This is a genomic window from Streptomyces sp. NPDC059875, from assembly GCF_042731085.1.
GTDB lineage: Bacteria > Actinomycetota > Actinomycetes > Streptomycetales > Streptomycetaceae > Streptomyces.
In genome coordinates, this window is record NZ_JBHWJZ010000016.1 from 1 (window position 1) to 16,560 (window position 16,560).

The following is a 16,560-nucleotide window of genomic DNA, read 5'->3' on the forward strand; positions in this document are numbered from 1 at the left end:
CACAGGAAACCTGGGGCCCGGCCCTTTGCCGTGGGCGAGTGGGGTGGGGCGGGGGAATGCAGAAGGCCCGGCACCACGTGGGTGCCGGGCCTTTCGCTTGGGCTTACGCCTTGCGGAGGCGGAACGTCAGGGACAGGCCCTCGTCCGTGAACGGGGTGCCGTACGCTGCGTCCGCTTCGCCCGTCGCGAAGTCCGTCGCCAGGACCTCGTCCGCGATCAGGTCCGCGTGGGCCGTCAGGGCCTCCGTGGTCTCCGGGGACTCCGAGGACCAGCGAAGGGCGATACGGTCCGCCACGTCCAGGCCGCTGTTCTTGCGGGCCTCCTGGATCAGGCGGATCGCGTCACGCGCCAGGCCCGCCTTGCGGAGCTCCGGAGTGATCTCCAGGTCCAGCGCCACCGTCGCGCCCGCGTCCGACGCGACCGACCAGCCCTCCCGCGGGGTCTCCGTGATGATGACCTCCTCCGGGGCGACGAAGATCGTCTCGCCGTTGACCTCCAGGGTCGCCTCGCCGGCCTCGCGCAGCGCCAGCGACAGCGCCGCCGCGTCCGCCGCCGCGACCGCCTTCGCCACGTCCTGGACGCCCTTGCCGAAGCGCTTGCCCAGCGCGCGGAAGTTCGCCTTGGCGGTGGTGTCGACCAGGCTGCCGCCGACCTCGGAGAGGGACGCCACCGACGTCACGTTCAGTTCTTCCGTGATCTGGGCCTGGAGGTCCGCAGACAGGTCCGCGAAGCCCGTCGCCGCGACGAGTGCGCGGGACAGCGGCTGGCGGGTCTTCACGCCCGACTCCGCCCGCGTCGCCCGGCCCAGCTCCACCAGGCGGCGGACCAGCACCATCTGCGTGGACAGCGTCGGGTCGACCAGCGACTGGTCCGGCTCCGGCCACGTGGACAGGTGGACCGACTCGGGGGCCTCCGGGGTCACCGGGACCACCAGGTCCTGCCACACCCGCTCCGTGATGAACGGGGTCAGGGGCGCCATGAGGCGCGTGACCGTCTCGATCACGTCGTGAAGCGTCCGCAGCGCCGCCGCGTCGCCCTGCCAGAACCGGCGGCGCGAACGCCGCACGTACCAGTTCGACAGGTCGTCCACGAAGGCGGAGATCAGCTTGCCCGCCCGCTGGGTGTCGTACGACTCAAGCGCCTCGGTCACGTCGGACACCAGCGTGTTCAGCTCGGACAGGAGCCACTTGTCCAGGACCGAGCGCTCCGCCGGCGCCGGGTCCGACGCGCTCGGCGCCCAGCCCGACGTACGGGCGTACAGCGCCTGGAAGGCCACCGTGTTCCAGTACGTGAGGAGGGTCTTCCGCACGACCTCCTGGATCGTGCCGTGGCCCACCCGGCGCGCCGCCCACGGCGAGCCGCCGGCCGCCATGAACCAGCGGACCGCGTCCGCGCCGTGCTGGTCCATCAGCGGGATCGGCTGCAGGATGTTGCCCAGGTGCTTGGACATCTTGCGGCCGTCCTCGGCGAGGATGTGGCCCAGGCAGACCACGTTCTCGTACGAGGACTTGTCGAAGACCAGCGTGCCGACCGCCATCAGCGTGTAGAACCAGCCTCGCGTCTGGTCGATCGCCTCGCTGATGAACTGCGCGGGATACCGGGACTCGAAGAGTTCCTTGTTCTTGTACGGGTAGCCCCACTGCGCGAACGGCATCGAGCCCGAGTCGTACCAGGCGTCGATCACCTCCGGCACGCGCGTCGCCGTCTTCGAGCAGCTCGGGCAGGGGAAGGTGACGTCGTCGATGTACGGGCGGTGCGGGTCGAGCCCCGACTGGTCCGTGCCCGTGAGCTCGGTCAGCTCGGCGCGCGAGCCCACGCACGTCAGGTGGTCGTCCTCGCAGCGCCACAGCGGCAGCGGCGTGCCCCAGTAGCGGCTGCGGGAGAGCGCCCAGTCGATGTTGTTGTTCAGCCAGTCGCCGAAGCGGCCGTGCTTGACCGAGTCCGGGAACCAGTTCGTCTTCTCGTTCTCCTCGAGAAGGCGGTCCTTGACGGCGGTCGTACGGATGTACCAGGACGGCTGCGCGTAGTAGAGCAGCGCCGTGTGGCAGCGCCAGCAGTGCGGGTAGCTGTGCTCGTACGGGATGTGCTTGAAGAGCAGGCCGCGCGCGTCCAGGTCGGCGGTGAGCGCCTCGTCGGCCTTCTTGAAGAAGACGCCGCCGACCAGCGGCACGTCCTCCTCGAAGGTGCCGTCGGGGCGGACCGGGTTCACGACCGGCAGGCCGTAGGCGCGGCAGACCTTGAGGTCGTCCTCACCGAAGGCGGGGGACTGGTGGACCAGACCCGTACCGTCCTCGGTCGTGACGTACTCCGCGTTGACGACGTAGTGCGCCTCGGCCGGGAAGTCGACCAGGGCGAAGGGCCGGTCGTACGTCCAGCGCTCCATCTCCGCGCCCGTGAAGGACTCGCCCGTGGTCACCCAGCCCTCGCCGAGCGCCTTCTCGACCAGCGGCGCGGCGACGACGAGCTTCTCCTCGCCGTCGGTCGCGACGACGTAGGTGACCTCGGGGTGCGCGGCGACCGCCGTGTTGGAGACCAGGGTCCACGGGGTCGTCGTCCACACCAGGAGCGCCGCCTGGCCGGCCAGCGGGCCGGAGGTCAGCGGGAAGCGGACGAAGACGGAGGGGTCGACGACCGTCTCGTAGCCCTGCGCCAGCTCGTGGTCGGAGAGGCCGGTGCCGCAGCGCGGGCACCACGGGGCGACGCGGTGGTCCTGGACCAGCAGGCCCTTGTCGAAGATCTGCTTGAGCGACCACCAGACCGACTCGATGTACTCGGGGTCCATCGTCCGGTACGCGTCGTCCAGGTCGACCCAGTAGCCCATGCGCGTCGTGAGCTCGGCGAAGGCGTCGGTGTGGCGGGTCACGGACTCGCGGCACTTGTCGTTGAACGCGGCGATGCCGTATTCCTCGATGTCCTTCTTGCCGGAGAAGCCGAGCTCCTTCTCGACGGCGAGCTCGACCGGCAGGCCGTGGCAGTCCCAGCCGGCCTTGCGGGCCACGTGGTAGCCGCGCATGGTCCGGAAGCGGGGGAAGACGTCCTTGAAGACGCGGGCCTCGATGTGGTGGGCGCCGGGCATGCCGTTGGCGGTGGGCGGGCCCTCGTAGAACACCCACTCGGGGCGGCCCTCGGACTGCTCCAGGGTCTTGGCGAAGACCTTGCTCTCGCGCCAGAAATCGAGCACGGCGTGCTCGAGCGCGGGCAGGTCGACCTGGGCGGGCACCTGGCGGTACTGCGTCATCGATCTTCCTCCGGCGGACTGCTTCGTTTCCGTCCGGAGGGACGAGAGCGCCGTGTTGCGCGGCTCCCGCGGTACCACCCTCCTTGGCCCCGGGCGTGCGCCCGTGGCCCCCTCATTGGGGTCGCGATGCCGGTTCTAGTCGCCTCGCGGCTTTCTTCCGGCGGCTCCGGGGTGATGCTTCACATCGGGCTGGCCCCCGGGCTCTCACCGTCCCCGGGTCGCTCATGGCTGCGTACGACGCTACTCGTCCCCATCCAAGCCTTTCGCTCTGCCCAGTGTACGGGCCCGGGAGCGGCTCGGCCGACCGCTTTTCCGGCGGCTCGCCGGGGCGTCCGACGTGACCCGAATGGCCATACGGGCTCCGCCGGACTTCGGCCGACGTGGTCGGGCGGATTACCGGGCGGGGAGCTGGGCACAACGGAGGCAGGTCGGCCATGCCCCGGGCATGGGCGGGCGCGAAACGGCGGCGTGCCCCGTTGCCGCGGGCCTTGGGCCGATTTATCGTCCCAGCACGATTCGCGAGCAAGATCACAAAATGTGAAGGGGCCGCGACATGGTGGCGAAGAAGACCGCCGCGAAGAAGACCTCGACCGCCGGTTCCGCCGGTGCGGACGGGTCTGCCAAGGACGTGTCCGGCAAGAAGACGACGGCCACGAAGAAGGCGGGCACGGCGGCCCCGACACGTACGACGACGCCCAAGAAGACGTCCAAGGCCAACGCCAAGGCCAACACGACGGCCAAGACGGTGGCCAAGACGGTGGCCAGGAAGACGTCCAAGGCGACGGCCTCCAAGGCGACCTCCGAGGCCACGGCCGAGACGACGGCTCCCGAGAAGGCGGCGACGAAGAAGGCCCCCGCGGCCAAGAAGGCCCCGGCGAAGAAGGCGACGGCGAACAAGGCCACGACGGCCAAGAAGGCCACGACGGCCACGAAGGCCCCGGCGGCGAAGAAAGCCCCGGCCAAGAAGGCCGCGGTCAAGAAGAAGGCCGCTTCCGCGGCGCAGGTGGAGCAGACAGGAGCCAGGACGGTGGCAGCGAAGAAGACCGCGGGTGGCGTCACGACGGCCGAGAACGAGGCCGCGGTCCCCCAGGCCCGTACCGGCGAGCTCGCGGTGCGCCCCGGCGAGGACCCCTGGACGCCCGAGGAGGTCGCCGAGGCCCGCGCCGAGCTGGAGAGCGAGGTGCTCAGGCTCCGGGCCGAGCTGCTCCACTCCAAGGAGGAGCTGACCGGGCTGATGCGGGACTCCGGGGACGGCGCCGGCGACGACCAGGCCGACACCGGCACCAAGAACATCACCCGCGAGCACGAGCTGGCCCTGGCGGCCAACGCCCGCGAGATGCTCCAGCAGTCCGAGCACGCCCTGGAGCGGCTCGACGCGGGCACGTACGGCCTCTGCGAGGTCTGCGGCAAGCCGATCGGCAAGGCGCGCATGCAGGCGTTCCCGCGGGCCACGCTGTGCGTCGAGGACAAGCAGAAGCAGGAGCGTCGCGGCTGACGGTGCCCGGATGCCCTGACGGTCCCGCAGGGGTGTGCCGTACCCTCGTGGACAGTCAGGGCACCTAGGTTGAGGGACTCACGTGGCAGAGGCGGAGCGCATCATCGGTACGCCGGATTCGGACGCGGAGGGCACGGACGGCGTGGAGGGCGCCGACGGCACGGCCGCGGTCCCCGCCGAGCAGCCCAAGGGCAGGCGGAAGATCGTCGCGCTCTTCGTGGTCGCCCTGTTCGCGTACCTGCTCGACCTCGGCAGCAAGCTGCTCGTGGTCGCCGAGCTGGAGGGCCGCGAGCCGATCCGGGTCGTCGGCGATCTGCTCACGTTCCACGTGATCCGCAACCCCGGAGCCGCCTTCGGCATGGGTGAGGCCTTCACGATCATCTTCACCTGCATCGCGGCGACGGTGATCATCGTGATCGCCCGGCTGGCTCGCAAGCTCTACAGCACCTCGTGGGCGATCGCGCTCGGTCTGCTGCTCGGCGGTGCGCTGGGCAACCTGACCGACCGGATCTTCCGCTCGCCGGGTGTCTTCAAGGGCGCGGTCGTCGACTTCATCGCACCCTCGCACTTCGCCGTCTTCAACCTCGCGGACTCGGCGATCGTCTGCGGCGGCTTCCTGATCGTGATCCTGTCCTTCCGCGGCCTCGACCCCGACGGCACCGTCCACAAGGACTGAGCACTCCCGGCACAAGGCATACTCGACGGGTGAGTACGAGTCCCGAGATCCGCACGCTGCCCGTTCCCGATGGCCTTGAGGGCGAGCGCGTCGACGCCGCCATCGCCCGTATGTTCGGGTTCTCCCGTACGAAGGCGGCGGAGCTGGCCGCCTCCGGCAAGGTCCAGGTCGACGGCGCCGTCGTCGGCAAGTCCGAGCGGGTCAGCGGCGGTGCTTGGCTCGAGGTCGAGATGCCCGGGGCCCCGGCGCCGGTCCAGATCGTGGCCGAGCCCGTCGAGGGCATGGAGATCATCCACGACGACGACGACATCGTCGTGATCATGAAGCCGATCGGGGTCGCCGCGCACCCGAGCCCGGGCTGGACCGGAACGACGGTCATCGGCGGCCTCGCCGCCGCCGGCTACCGCATCTCCACCTCCGGCGCCGCCGAGCGCCAGGGGATCGTGCACCGGCTCGACGTCGGCACCTCCGGTCTGATGGTCGTCGCCAAGTCGGAGCGGGCGTACACGCTGCTCAAGGCGCAGTTCAAGGAGCGGGTCGTCGACAAGCGCTACCACGCGCTGGTCCAGGGCCACCCGGACCCGATGAGCGGCACCATCGACGCGCCGATCGGGCGCCACCCCCAGCACGACTACAAGTGGGCCGTGACCGCCGAGGGCAAGCCCTCGGTGACGCACTACGACCTGATCGAGGCGTACCGCGCGGCCTCGCTGCTCGACATCAAGCTGGAGACCGGCCGCACCCACCAGATCCGGGTGCACATGTCGGCCCACCGCCACCCCTGCGTCGGCGACCTCACGTACGGCGCCGACCCGACGATGGCGAAGCGGCTCGGTCTGACGAGGCAGTGGCTCCACGCCGTACGGCTGGGCTTCGAGCACCCGTCGGACGGGCGCTGGGTCGAGTTCGAGAGCACCTACCCGGCGGACCTGCAGAACGCGCTGGACCGGATCGCGGCGGAGAGCGCGTGAGCGCCGGGTACTCGGTACGGGAGGTCGCCGGCCACGAGGACCGCGAGGCGTGCTTCGCGGTGCGACGGGACGTCTTCGTGGTCGAGCAGCGCGTACCGCAGGAGATCGAGTACGACCGGTACGACGAGACGGCCGTGCACGTCCTCGCCGTCCGTGAGGACGGACTGCCGCTGGGCACCGGACGGCTGCTCCACGGCGAGGACGCGGTCGGCAAGACCGGCGCCGACACCTCCGTGGGCTCGCTGGGACGGCTCGCGGTCACCAAGGCCGCGCGCGGCCTCGGGGTCGGCGTGGCGCTGGTCCGCGCGATCGAGGACGCCGCGCGTGAGCGGGGTCTGAAGGCCGTGGACCTGCACGCGCAGACCCATGCGCTCGGTTTCTACGAGCGGCTCGGGTACGAGGTGTACGGGCCCGAGTTCCAGGACGCGGGGATACCGCACCGGGCGATGCGGCGAGCCCTCTAGAGGGCGGGCGGCTGTTACGGCCCTGGGTCGGACGGCCTTGCAAGGGCGCCGCTCCCGCGGGTTGTGCCCACCCTTCCGCCCTGCGGAACGGATGCCCACAACGGTTGTGGGTTTGGCGGGATTCGTCCCGGTGCGTGGCAGGGTTGAGGCCCTGATCGTCGACGCGCCGGAAGGCGGAGGGGCACATCCGTGGATCAATTGGCCCTGTTGTTCCTGCTGTTGCTCGGCGCGCTGCTCACCGTGCCGCTCGGGGACCGGCTCGGGCTCCCGGCCCCGGTGCTCATGACCCTCGTCGGGATCGTGCTGGCCTTCCTGCCCTTCGTACCGAACGTCGAGATCCCGCCCGAGTACATCCTTCCGCTCGTCCTCCCACCGCTCCTCTACGCCTCCGTGCAACGCACGTCCTGGCGCCAGTTCGCGGCCAACCGGCGGCCCATCTTCCTGCTCGCCGTCGCCCTCGTCTTCGTCACCACGGCCGCCGTCGCCGCCATGGCGCACGCGCTCGTCCCCGGACTCCCCATCGCCGCCGCCGTCGTGCTCGGCGCGCTCGTCGCGCCGCCCGACCCGGTCGCCGCGACCGCCGTCGCCGGTTCGCTCGGGCTCCCGCGCCGGCTCGTCTCGATCCTGGAGGGCGAAGGGCTCTTCAACGACGTCACCGCGATCGTGCTCTACCACGTGGCCGTCGGCGCGGCCGTCGGCGGCACCTTCTCCTGGGAGGGCGCCGGCGCCGAACTCGTCCTCTCCGCCGTCGTCGCCATCGCCGTCGGGCTCGCCCTCGGCTGGCCAGCAACAAGCTCATGGGCGTGCTCGGTGAGCCCACCCTCCAGACCGGGCTCACCCTCCTCGTCCCCTTCGTCGCCTACGTCCTCGCCGAGGAGCTGCGCGGCTCCGGCGTGCTCGCCGTCCTCGTCGTCGCCCTCTACCTCGCCGAACACGCCCTCGACGCCGACGACGTCATGGGCCGGCTCGCGGGACAGACCTTCTGGCAGATCGTCGACACCCTCGTCACCGGCATCGCCTTCGGTCTCATCGGACTCGAACTCCACAACGTCTTCGGCACCGGCGACGGCCGCCTGGGCGAGATGTTCGGCTGGGGCGCGGCGGTGACCGGCGTCGTCATCGGCGTACGGCTGCTGTGGCTGATGCCCGCCACCTGGCTGGCCAAGCGGCTGCACACCCGGCGCGACTACGACGAGGAGATCCCCATGAGCTGGCGGGAGACCGTCGTCATGTGGTGGTCCGGGATGCGCGGGGTGGCCTCGGTGGCTCTGGCGCTCGCCATTCCGCTGCGTACGGACGACGGCTCGCCGTTCCCCGGCCGGGACGAGATCGTCTTCATCGCCTTCTGCGTGATCATGACCACCCTGGTCCTCCAGGGCCTCACCCTGCCCTGGCTGGTCAAGCGGCTCGGCGTACGGGCCGACACGGACGCCGAGCGCGCCCTGGAGCGGGCGCTCGCGCTCCGCGCGGCGAAGGCGGCCAAGCGCAGGCTCAAGGAGATCGAGGACGTGGAGGAGCTGCCCGAGGAGGTTCAGGAGCGGCTGGTGCGCGGGGCGTTCGACATCGGGGCGCGGATCAGCCCGGACATGCTGGACGAGGAGCGCCGGGCGGTCTTCGCCGAGCGGGCCGGGCGGTTCAAGGCGGTGCAGCGCATCCAGCGGGAGATGATGTCGGCCGCCCGCCACGAGGTGCTCTCGGCACGGAACGAGCCGGGCACCGATCCCGAAGTGGTCGACCGGGTGCTGCGCCAGCTCGACGTGCGCAGCATGAGGTGACCGCGCCCCACCCGCCCCCTCAGCCGCGGCCGGTAGGTGCGGACTCGTCCCCGTTCATGCTCGCCTCCGCGCGAGCCGCGGGAAAGCCCGAGGGCGCCGCGTGCGAGGTCGCGATCCGCGGCAGGGCGTACGGGTGCTGCTCCACCAGCCAGCCGACGAGGTGCTCCCGTACGGTGCACCGGACCGTCCAGAGGTCGTCCGCGTCCTTGGCCGTCACCATCGCCCGTACCTCGATCGTGCTGGGTGTGGTGTCCGTGACGGCCAGGTTCCACTCGCGGCCGTCCCAGGCCGGACAGTCCGCCAGGATCTCCTCGGTCCGCCGGCGCATGGCGTCGAGCGGCGCGGAGTGATCCAGGTGGAAGAAGACCGATCCGGTCATCTGCGCCCCGCCGCGGGACCAGTTCTCGAAGGGCCTGCCGGTGAAGTAGGAGACCGGCATCGTGATCCGGCGCTCGTCCCAGGTCCGTACCGCGAGGAAGGTCAGCGTGATCTCCTCGACCACGCCCCACTCGCCGTCGACGACCACGGTGTCGCCGATCCGCACCATGTCGCCGAAGGCGATCTGGAAGCCGGCGAACAGGTTGCCGAGGGTGGACTGGGCCGCGATGCCCGCCACGATCCCGATGATGCCGGCGGAGGCCAGCATCGAGGTGCCGACGGTCCTGAGTGCCGGGAACGTCAGCAGCGCCGCCGCCACGGCGACCACGGCGACGACCGCCGTCACGATGCGTGTGATGAGGGTGACCTGGGTGCGCACCCGGCGGACCCGGGCCTGGTCCCGGGTGGCGGCGGCGTACCGGGCGAAGGTGGCGTCGACGACGGCGGAGGCGATCCGGACGACGAGCCAGGCGCCGGAGCCGATGAGGACGAGGGACAGGAACTGGCCGATTCCCGTCGCGTGCTCCTCGATGGCAGGCCACCGTGTCTCGCGATACGTGCCGCGCAGGACGGACGCGAGCAGTACCGCCCGCAACGGCGTCCGGCAGCGGCGCAGCAGCCCCCACAGCGGGGTCTCGCGATGGTGGGCGTCGGCCCGGCGCAGCAACAGGTCGGCGAGCCAGCCGACCAGCAGGGTGAGCAGGACCGCCCCACCGACGACGAGCAGCGGGCGCAGCGCGGTGTCCATGTGATCGAGACCTCCGTGTCTCCGACTCGGCGACCCCGGCTGGCAGGATGGACCGCATGGACATCATGCTTTTCCACTCGACCTACGGTCTGCGTCCGGCGGTGGAGGCCGCGGCCGAGCGGCTGCGGGCCGCCGGGCACCAGGTTCGGGTGCCCGACCTCTTCGAGGGCCAAACCGCGGAGACGGTCGAGGAGGGGATGGAGCTCCAGAAGTCGATCGGCAAGGAGGAGCTGCTGAGGCGTGCCGTCCTCGCCGCCGCGCCCTACTCGGACCGCGGACTCGTCTACGCGGGCTTCTCGTTCGGCGCCTCGGTCGCGCAGACCCTCGCGCTGGGCGACGAGAAGGCGCGCGGGCTGCTCCTGCTCCACGGCACCTCGGACATCGCGGAGAGCGCGTCGGTCGACGACCTTCCCGTACAGCTGCACATCGCCGACCCGGATCCCTTCGAGTCGCACGACTGGCTGACGTCCTGGTACCTGCGGATGGGGAAGGCGGGGGCCGACGTGGAGGTCTATCGCTACCCGGGTGCCGGTCACATCTACACCGATCCCGAGCTGCCGGACTGGGACGAGGCCGCCGCCGAGCGGACCTGGACGATCGCGCTGGCGTTCGTCGAGTCCCTCCAGGACGCGTGAGAGGGTGCGGCGGGGGCTCTCCCGCCGCACCCTCATCCGTCGGACGGTGTGTCAGCCGGCGCGGTACGCGGTCCACATGTCGGTCATCCGCGTGACCTGGCCCGTGGTGAACTGCGTCATGCAGGCGTCGTAGGTGTAGTCCATGAAGTTCTTGATCGGGTCCACACCGGGCTTGGACGCGCAGCTGTCACGTCCGACCGGGCACTCGTACGCCGGGCTCTTCTCGGCCGGGGTGTCGCTCACGGAGTCACCGGCTCCGTTGCAGCCGCCCTGGAACGTGTGGTACAGCCCCAGCCAGTGACCGACCTCGTGGGTCGCGGTGTCGCCCTCGTTGTAGTTGGCCGCGGAGCCGCCCGGCAGCGAGGAGTCGAGGACCACCACACCGTCCATGGACGGGTTGGAGTTGTACGAGGACGGGAAGGTCGCCCAGCCGAGCAGACCGCCGCTGAGCTTGGCCGTGTAGAAGTTCAGCGCGCCGGCGCCGCCCTTGCGGAGGGTCTGCTTCATCTGCTTCTCGGCCGTGGAGCCGGACGCCAGGTTGTACCAGGTGGCGTTGTCCGTGTAGTCGGTCGAGGCAAGGGTGAACTGGAAGTTGGTGTTCACATTGCCGGTGCCCTGGCCGCCGTAGGCCGCGTTGAGGACCGCCATCTGGTTGTTGATGTCGGTCGCGCTCAGCTTGCCCGTGGTGCCGCTGTGGACGACGTGGAAGTAGACGGGGATGTTCACCACGGCGGCGGTGGAGTTCATGCCGCTGACGCGGACCGATTCCAGTCTCTTCTTCAGGTCCGCGTCCATGGCCTTGGCCTGGGCGGCGGAGACCTCGTTGGGCTCGTGGCCGTGGTTGTCGGCGCCGCGGGCCTTGCGGGCGGCGGAGTGGGCGTCCGCCTCGTCCACGCACTCCTCGGCGGAGAGGCCGGCGGCCGAGGTGGTGGCGGTCGGGGCCGCCGACGGGGCGGAGAGGGGGGCCAGGGCCAGGGTTCCGGCCATGACCGCGGTGCCGAGCACACGACGTGTCATACGCGGCGATATACGAACAAGAGCACGCACAGGTGACTCCTCGCGGGGGGTGAGTGGAGAGGCGCTTCCTCGCCACCGCGGGGAGATTACGGGTCCATGTCAGACGTTGTTGAGCATTGATCAAGCCCAATCATTCGTGGTGCAAATCGGGTCATCGGGAAGAAAAACTTGCGCCCGTTCCGGAGTTTGAGACATGGACGTAACGAACGAAGTGGCGAAGGCGGGTGGTGTGTCCGGATTAGAACGGCCGAACTCACCACCCGCCGTAGCGGTGTGATCTTCCGTTAACACGATGGATCATGGCTGAAAATCATCCATGACGTCATGTCAGGGCCAGGTCAGCGCACCGGCTGGTACACCCGCTCGATCTTCTGCGTTCCCGTGCGCGTCCGGTACGAGCGCTGCCACGCGGTCGTGGCGTCCGGCATCGTGCGGTCGGAAACCGTGTAGTAGTCCATCTGCGTCTGCTGTGCGGTCACGTCGAGCACGCCGTAGCCGTGGTGGTCCATGTCCACCCACTTCACATGGCGGTTGGCGGCCTTGATCGCGCCCGACGCCACCAGCGAGACCGTGCCCGCCGGCACGTGCAGCAGGTCGGCCACGGTGTCCGAGGTCACCGAGGTCACCACGAACTCGGTCGCCGCCGACTGCGACAGCGGATACGTCGCCGCCTTCACCGGGACGTCGTTGGCCCAGGCCATGTGGATGTCACCGGTCAGGAAGACGGTGTTCCGGATGGACCGCTGGGTCAGATGCGCGAGGAGTTCCTTGCGGTCGTCCGTGTAGCCGTCCCACTGGTCGACGTTGACCGCGAGCCCTTCCTTGGGCAGCCCGAGCAGCTCGGCGAGCGGGGCGAGGAGATGGGCCGGCAGGGAGCCGAAGGCGACCGGCGAGATCATCACCGAGGTGCCGACCAGCTTCCAGGTCGCGTCCGAACCCGCGAGGCCCGACTTCAGCCAGTCCAGCTGGGCGCGGCCGGTGATCGTACGCTCCGGGTCGTCGACCGAGCCGCTGCCGATCTTGGCCTGCTGGGAACGGAACGAACGCAGGTCGAGCAGGTGCAGATCGGCCAGCTTGCCGAAGCGCAGCCGTCGGTAGACGGTGCCCTCGGTCGAGGCGCGGACCGGCATCCACTCGAAGTACGCCTGCTTGGCGGCCGCCACCCGGGCCGCCCACTCGCCCTCGGCGCCGGGCGTGTGGTTCTCCGCGCCGCCCGACCAGGTGTCGTTGGCGACCTCGTGGTCGTCCCAGATCGCGATCATCGGGTGGACGGCGTGCAGCGCCTGCAGGTCCGCGTCCGTCTTGTAGGTGGCGTGCCGGAGCCGGTAGTCGGCGAGCGAGACGATCTCGTGCTTCGGCTCGTGCTGCCGGACGGTGTACTCGGCCTCCGGGTAGGAGCCGCTCGCGTACTCGTAGATGTAGTCGCCGAGATGGAGGATCGCGTCCAGGTCCGTACGGGCGGCGAGATGGCGGTACGCGGAGAAGTGGCCGGCCTCCCAGTTGGAGCAGGAGACCACGCCGAAGCGGACGCCGGGCGTCGTGGCGTCGACGGTCGGCGTGGTGAGGGTGCGGCCGACGGGGGAGACGGTGTCGCCCGCCGTGAAGCGGAACCAGTGCGCGGTCGCCGGGCGCAGGCCCCGGACGTCCACCTTGACCGTGTGGTCGGAGGCGGCCGTCGCGGTGGCGGAGCCACGCGCCACGGTCCGGCTGAAGGCCCGGTCCTCGGCCACCTCCCAGCCGACCGTGACGTCGGGGCCCTTCCCGGATCCGGGTACGGCGTCGGGGGTGGGGGTCACACGGGTCCAGAGCAGGACGCCGTCGGGCAGCGGGTCGCCGGAGGCGACACCGTGCAGGAACGCGGGTGCCTCGGAGTCCGCGAACGCGGGGGAGGCTGCGCCCACCAGGGCCGGCGCGGCAACGGCCGTGACGGCGGCGGCCTTGACGACCGTGCGGCGGGTGGGGGCAGGGGATATGTGTCGACTGGTCACGGGCAGTCAGATTACTGACCGGTACGACGAACGGGCAGACGAATACCGGAAAGTTCGCGCACTCGTCGCCCGGCGGTCGTCATCGTTCGGGTACGAGGCCCGGAAAGACGGGCGGGTCCGCGGGAGAACCGGCTCCCACGGACCCGTGCGCCGTCACCTCGAGGGCTAGCCCTTGAGCGCCGGGGTGAGCGCGGCGTTGAACTGCTCCACCGTCAGCGGCGGGTTTTCGCTGCCCTCGGCGGTCAGCGTCTTGCCGTCCATCTTCAGCGTCGGCGTCCCCTTCACCCCGCTGGCGTCGAAGGCCGCGGACATCTTCATCGCCCAGGCGTCGAAGGTGCCGCTCTCCACGTTCTTCTTGAACTCCGCGTTGCCCTTCAGCGCCGGGACCGAGTCCGCGACCTCCAGGAGGTAGGAGTCCTTCGCGAACTTGTCCTGGCTCTCCTCCGGGTGGAACTGGGCGGAGTAGAGCGCCGACTTGTACGTCATGAACGCCTCGGGGCTCACGTTCAGCGCCGCGCCCAGCGCCGACAGGGCGTTCTTCGAGCCCTCGCCCTGGTCGACGTTGTCGATGAAGGTGGCGCCGACGTACTTGATCTTGTACTTGCCGGCCTCGACGTCCTTGTCGACCGTCGCGCCGACCTGCTGCTCGAAGGTCGCGCAGACCGGGCAGCGCGAGTCCTCGTAGATCTCCAGCGTCTTCTTCGCGGTCGACTTGCCGACGACGACCGTCGTGCCGTTCGTGCCCTCGGTGTTCTTGGGCGCGGTGATGCTCGACGCCTTGGCCGCCGCCTCCCACTGGGACGGCTTGTTGGCCTGGACGACGGCGTAGCCGACACCGCCGGCGACCGCCAGGACCGCGACGGCCGACACGGCGACGGTCACCTGACGGCGCGCCTTCTCCTTCTTGGCCTGGCGTTCGCGCTCGATGCGCAGCCGCTCGCGGGCGGCCGCCTTGTTGGCCTGGCTGTTGCGTGCGCTCATGATCGTGATCTCCGTGAAAAGTCGAGAGCCCGGAAGGGCGAAAGGCTGGGGGCTGTGGTGCTCAGGCGAGGGCGAAGCCCGGGCACGGCGGTCCCCGCCGTCCGACGGAGTGCACGAGAAGGCGGGTACGGGACCGGCGCGGCCGGTCCACGGGACGCCCGCCGCGCCCGCGGGCCGAGCGGGCGGTGCCGAGGAACGCGGCGACCAGCAGCAGCGGCCGGAACGCGAAGGCGGCCACGGCGCCGAGCAGCCGGGCCAGCGCCCGCTCGCCGTGGAGCAGCCAGGCCGCCGCGAACAGCCCGACCGACACATGGGCGGCGAGCAGCAGCCACGGCAGGGCCGGGTCGGGGGAGTTCAGGAGGGCGGCCGCGGCGCCGCTCTCCGGAGCGGCGACCCCCGGCAGCGGGGTGCCCACGGCGTCGCCGCAGAGCACGTCCACGCCCACCGCGCGCAGCGAACCGGCGACGGGGCCGCCCGCGGGGCCGTAACAGACCGCCTGGCCGGTGGTGAAGACCGTGTCGGCGGCCAGCTCCAGCGGGACGAGCAGCCCGGCGATGGCGCCGAAGCCGCGCTCCCGGCCGGCCAGCGCGTACGCCACGGCGAACACGACGGCCGAGAGCAGCCCCACGGTCAGCAGGGGCAGCGGCACCCGGGACAGCAGCACATGCGAGCCGGCGGACAGCGTCACGACCAGTGCCGTGAAGAGCGCCGCCCGCAGCCCCCTGAGCCGCGTCCCCGATATGTCCATAGCCTGGAAAGTGTGCCATGCCTTCCGGTAAGAGCCTCCTAAGAGAAGGCTGTGAGCGGCCTAGAGGCCCGGGATCCGGCCGTTGCGGAACAGGTCCACGAAGATCTGGTGGTCCGCACGCGCGCGTGCCCCGTAGCTGTGCGCGAACTCCACCAGCAGGTCCGCGAAGCCCTCCTCGTCGGCGGCGATCGCCGCGTCGATGGCCCGCTCGGTCGAGAACGGCACCAGCGAGTGGCCGCTGGAGTCGTCGGCCGCCGCGTGCATCGTCGCCGTCGCCCGGCCGAGGTCGGCCACGGTCGCCGCGATCTCCCCCGGGTCGTCGATGTCCGACCAGTCCAGGTCCACCGCGTACGGCGAGACCTCCGCCACCAGCTGTCCGGAGCCGTCCAGCTCCGTCCAGCCCAGCCACGGGTCCGCGTGCGCCTGGAGGGCCCGCTGGGAGATGACCGTGCGGTGGCCCTCGTGCTGGAAGTACTCCCGTACCGCCGCGTCCGTCACATGGCGCGAGACGGCAGGCGTCTGCGCCTGCTTCATGTAGATCACGACGTCGTTCTCCAGGGCGTCGCTGTTGCCCTCCAGGAGGATGTTGTACGACGGGAGGCCGGCCGAGCCGATGCCGATCCCGCGCCGCCCGACGACGTCCTTCACGCGGTACGAGTCGGGGCGCGCGAGCGAGGACTCCGGCAGGGTCTCCAGATAGCCGTCGAAGGCCGCGAGGACCTTGTAGCGGGTCGCCGCGTCCAGCTCGATGGAGCCGCCGCCGGCGGAGAAGCGGCGCTCGAACTCACGGATCTCGGTCATCGACTCCAGGAGCCCGAAGCGGGTCAGGGAGCGGGCGTCGCGCAGCGCGTCGAGGAGCGAGCCCTCGGCCGTGTCCAGGGTGAACGGAGGCACCTCGTCGTCCTTCGCCCCGGCCGCCAGGGCGTGGATCCGCTCGCGGTAGGCCGCGGCGTAGATCCGTACGAGCTCCGTGATCTGCTCGTCGCTGAGCGCCTTCGTGTAGCCGATCAGGGCGAGGGAGGCGGAGAGCCGCTTCAGGTCCCAGGTGAAGGGGCCGACGTACGCCTCGTCGAAATCGTTGACGTTGAAGATCAGCCGGCCGTTGGCGTCCATGTACGTGCCGAAGTTCTCGGCGTGCAGATCGCCGTGGATCCACACCCGGCCGGTCCGCTCGTCCAGGTACGGACCACTGGGTGTGTTCCCGCCCGCCCGCCCTGCGTGCTCCTGCTCCAGGTCGGCGTAGAACAGGCACGCCGTGCCCCGGTAGAAGGCGAAGGCGGAGCCGGCCATCTTCCGGAACTTGACGCGGAAGGCGGCGGGGTCGGCGGCGAGGAGCTCACCGAAGGCGGTGTCGAAGACGGCGAGTATCTGCTCACCGCGCTCGGCGGCGGTGGGCTGGGGGACCGACATCGGGGGCGCCTCCTGGTGCAAGACTGTTCATGACAA

Annotated in this window: 12 protein-coding genes and 1 pseudogene; 6 read left to right on the top strand and 7 right to left on the bottom strand. The window is 70.6% G+C overall.

Going from position 1 to position 16,560, the window contains the following annotated elements; all coding sequences use genetic code 11:
* Window positions 1–103: 103 nt before the first annotated feature.
* Window positions 104–3,238, bottom strand: a complete 3,135-nt coding sequence (ileS, locus tag ACFV9D_RS20330; protein ID WP_385147740.1) for an isoleucine--tRNA ligase — start codon at window positions 3,236–3,238, stop codon at window positions 104–106.
* Between the two features lie 553 nt (window positions 3,239–3,791).
* On the opposite strand from ileS, the gene ACFV9D_RS20335 reads away from it, so the two are divergent.
* From ACFV9D_RS20335 to ACFV9D_RS20355, 5 genes and pseudogenes are all read left to right on the top strand, one after another.
* Window positions 3,792–4,733, top strand: coding sequence for a TraR/DksA family transcriptional regulator (locus ACFV9D_RS20335; RefSeq protein ID WP_385147743.1), 942 nt, complete (start codon window positions 3,792–3,794; stop codon window positions 4,731–4,733).
* Between the two features lie 82 nt (window positions 4,734–4,815).
* Complete coding sequence (lspA, locus tag ACFV9D_RS20340) at window positions 4,816–5,409, top strand: signal peptidase II (protein WP_385147746.1); 594 nt, start codon at window positions 4,816–4,818, stop codon at window positions 5,407–5,409.
* Window positions 5,410–5,438: 29 nt separating this feature from the next.
* Complete coding sequence (locus ACFV9D_RS20345) at window positions 5,439–6,380, top strand: RluA family pseudouridine synthase (protein ID WP_352190513.1); 942 nt, start codon at window positions 5,439–5,441, stop codon at window positions 6,378–6,380.
* Window positions 6,377–6,844: a GNAT family N-acetyltransferase gene (locus ACFV9D_RS20350; RefSeq protein ID WP_385147749.1), complete on the top strand. Its 468-nt coding sequence runs from the start codon at window positions 6,377–6,379 to the stop codon at window positions 6,842–6,844. The genes ACFV9D_RS20345 and ACFV9D_RS20350 overlap by 4 nt, the downstream gene beginning before the upstream one ends.
* Before the next feature lie 189 nt (window positions 6,845–7,033).
* Window positions 7,034–8,619, top strand: a pseudogene (locus tag ACFV9D_RS20355) (Na+/H+ antiporter).
* A gap of 19 nt (window positions 8,620–8,638) precedes the next feature.
* Here ACFV9D_RS20355 and ACFV9D_RS20360 read toward each other — a convergent pair.
* Window positions 8,639–9,745, bottom strand: coding sequence for a mechanosensitive ion channel family protein (locus ACFV9D_RS20360; RefSeq protein WP_385147752.1), 1,107 nt, complete (start codon window positions 9,743–9,745; stop codon window positions 8,639–8,641).
* Window positions 9,746–9,792: 47 nt separating this feature from the next.
* Here ACFV9D_RS20360 and ACFV9D_RS20365 point away from each other — a divergent pair, with 47 nt between their 5' ends.
* On the top strand, window positions 9,793–10,380 hold the full coding sequence (locus ACFV9D_RS20365; protein WP_385147755.1) for a dienelactone hydrolase family protein: 588 nt from the start codon (window positions 9,793–9,795) through the stop codon (window positions 10,378–10,380).
* Between the two features lie 51 nt (window positions 10,381–10,431).
* Here ACFV9D_RS20365 and ACFV9D_RS20370 read toward each other — a convergent pair whose 3' ends face one another.
* The 5 genes from ACFV9D_RS20370 to ACFV9D_RS20390 all read right to left on the bottom strand — a co-directional run bounded on the left by ACFV9D_RS20370 (window position 10,432) and on the right by ACFV9D_RS20390 (window position 16,524).
* Window positions 10,432–11,397, bottom strand: coding sequence for a zinc metalloprotease (locus tag ACFV9D_RS20370; RefSeq protein ID WP_385147758.1), 966 nt, complete (start codon window positions 11,395–11,397; stop codon window positions 10,432–10,434).
* A 338-nt stretch (window positions 11,398–11,735) separates the two neighbouring features.
* Window positions 11,736–13,385, bottom strand: coding sequence for an alkaline phosphatase D family protein (locus ACFV9D_RS20375; RefSeq protein WP_385147760.1), 1,650 nt, complete (start codon window positions 13,383–13,385; stop codon window positions 11,736–11,738).
* Window positions 13,386–13,550: 165 nt separating this feature from the next.
* Window positions 13,551–14,366 (bottom strand): thioredoxin domain-containing protein, encoded by an 816-nt coding sequence (locus ACFV9D_RS20380; protein ID WP_385147763.1) that lies wholly within the window; start codon window positions 14,364–14,366, stop codon window positions 13,551–13,553.
* A 61-nt stretch (window positions 14,367–14,427) separates the two neighbouring features.
* Window positions 14,428–15,114 (bottom strand): hypothetical protein, encoded by a 687-nt coding sequence (locus ACFV9D_RS20385; RefSeq protein WP_385147766.1) that lies wholly within the window; start codon window positions 15,112–15,114, stop codon window positions 14,428–14,430.
* 60 nt (window positions 15,115–15,174) lie between these two features.
* Window positions 15,175–16,524, bottom strand: coding sequence for a DUF2252 domain-containing protein (locus ACFV9D_RS20390; protein WP_385147769.1), 1,350 nt, complete (start codon window positions 16,522–16,524; stop codon window positions 15,175–15,177).
* Between the last annotated feature and the right edge of the window lie 36 nt (window positions 16,525–16,560).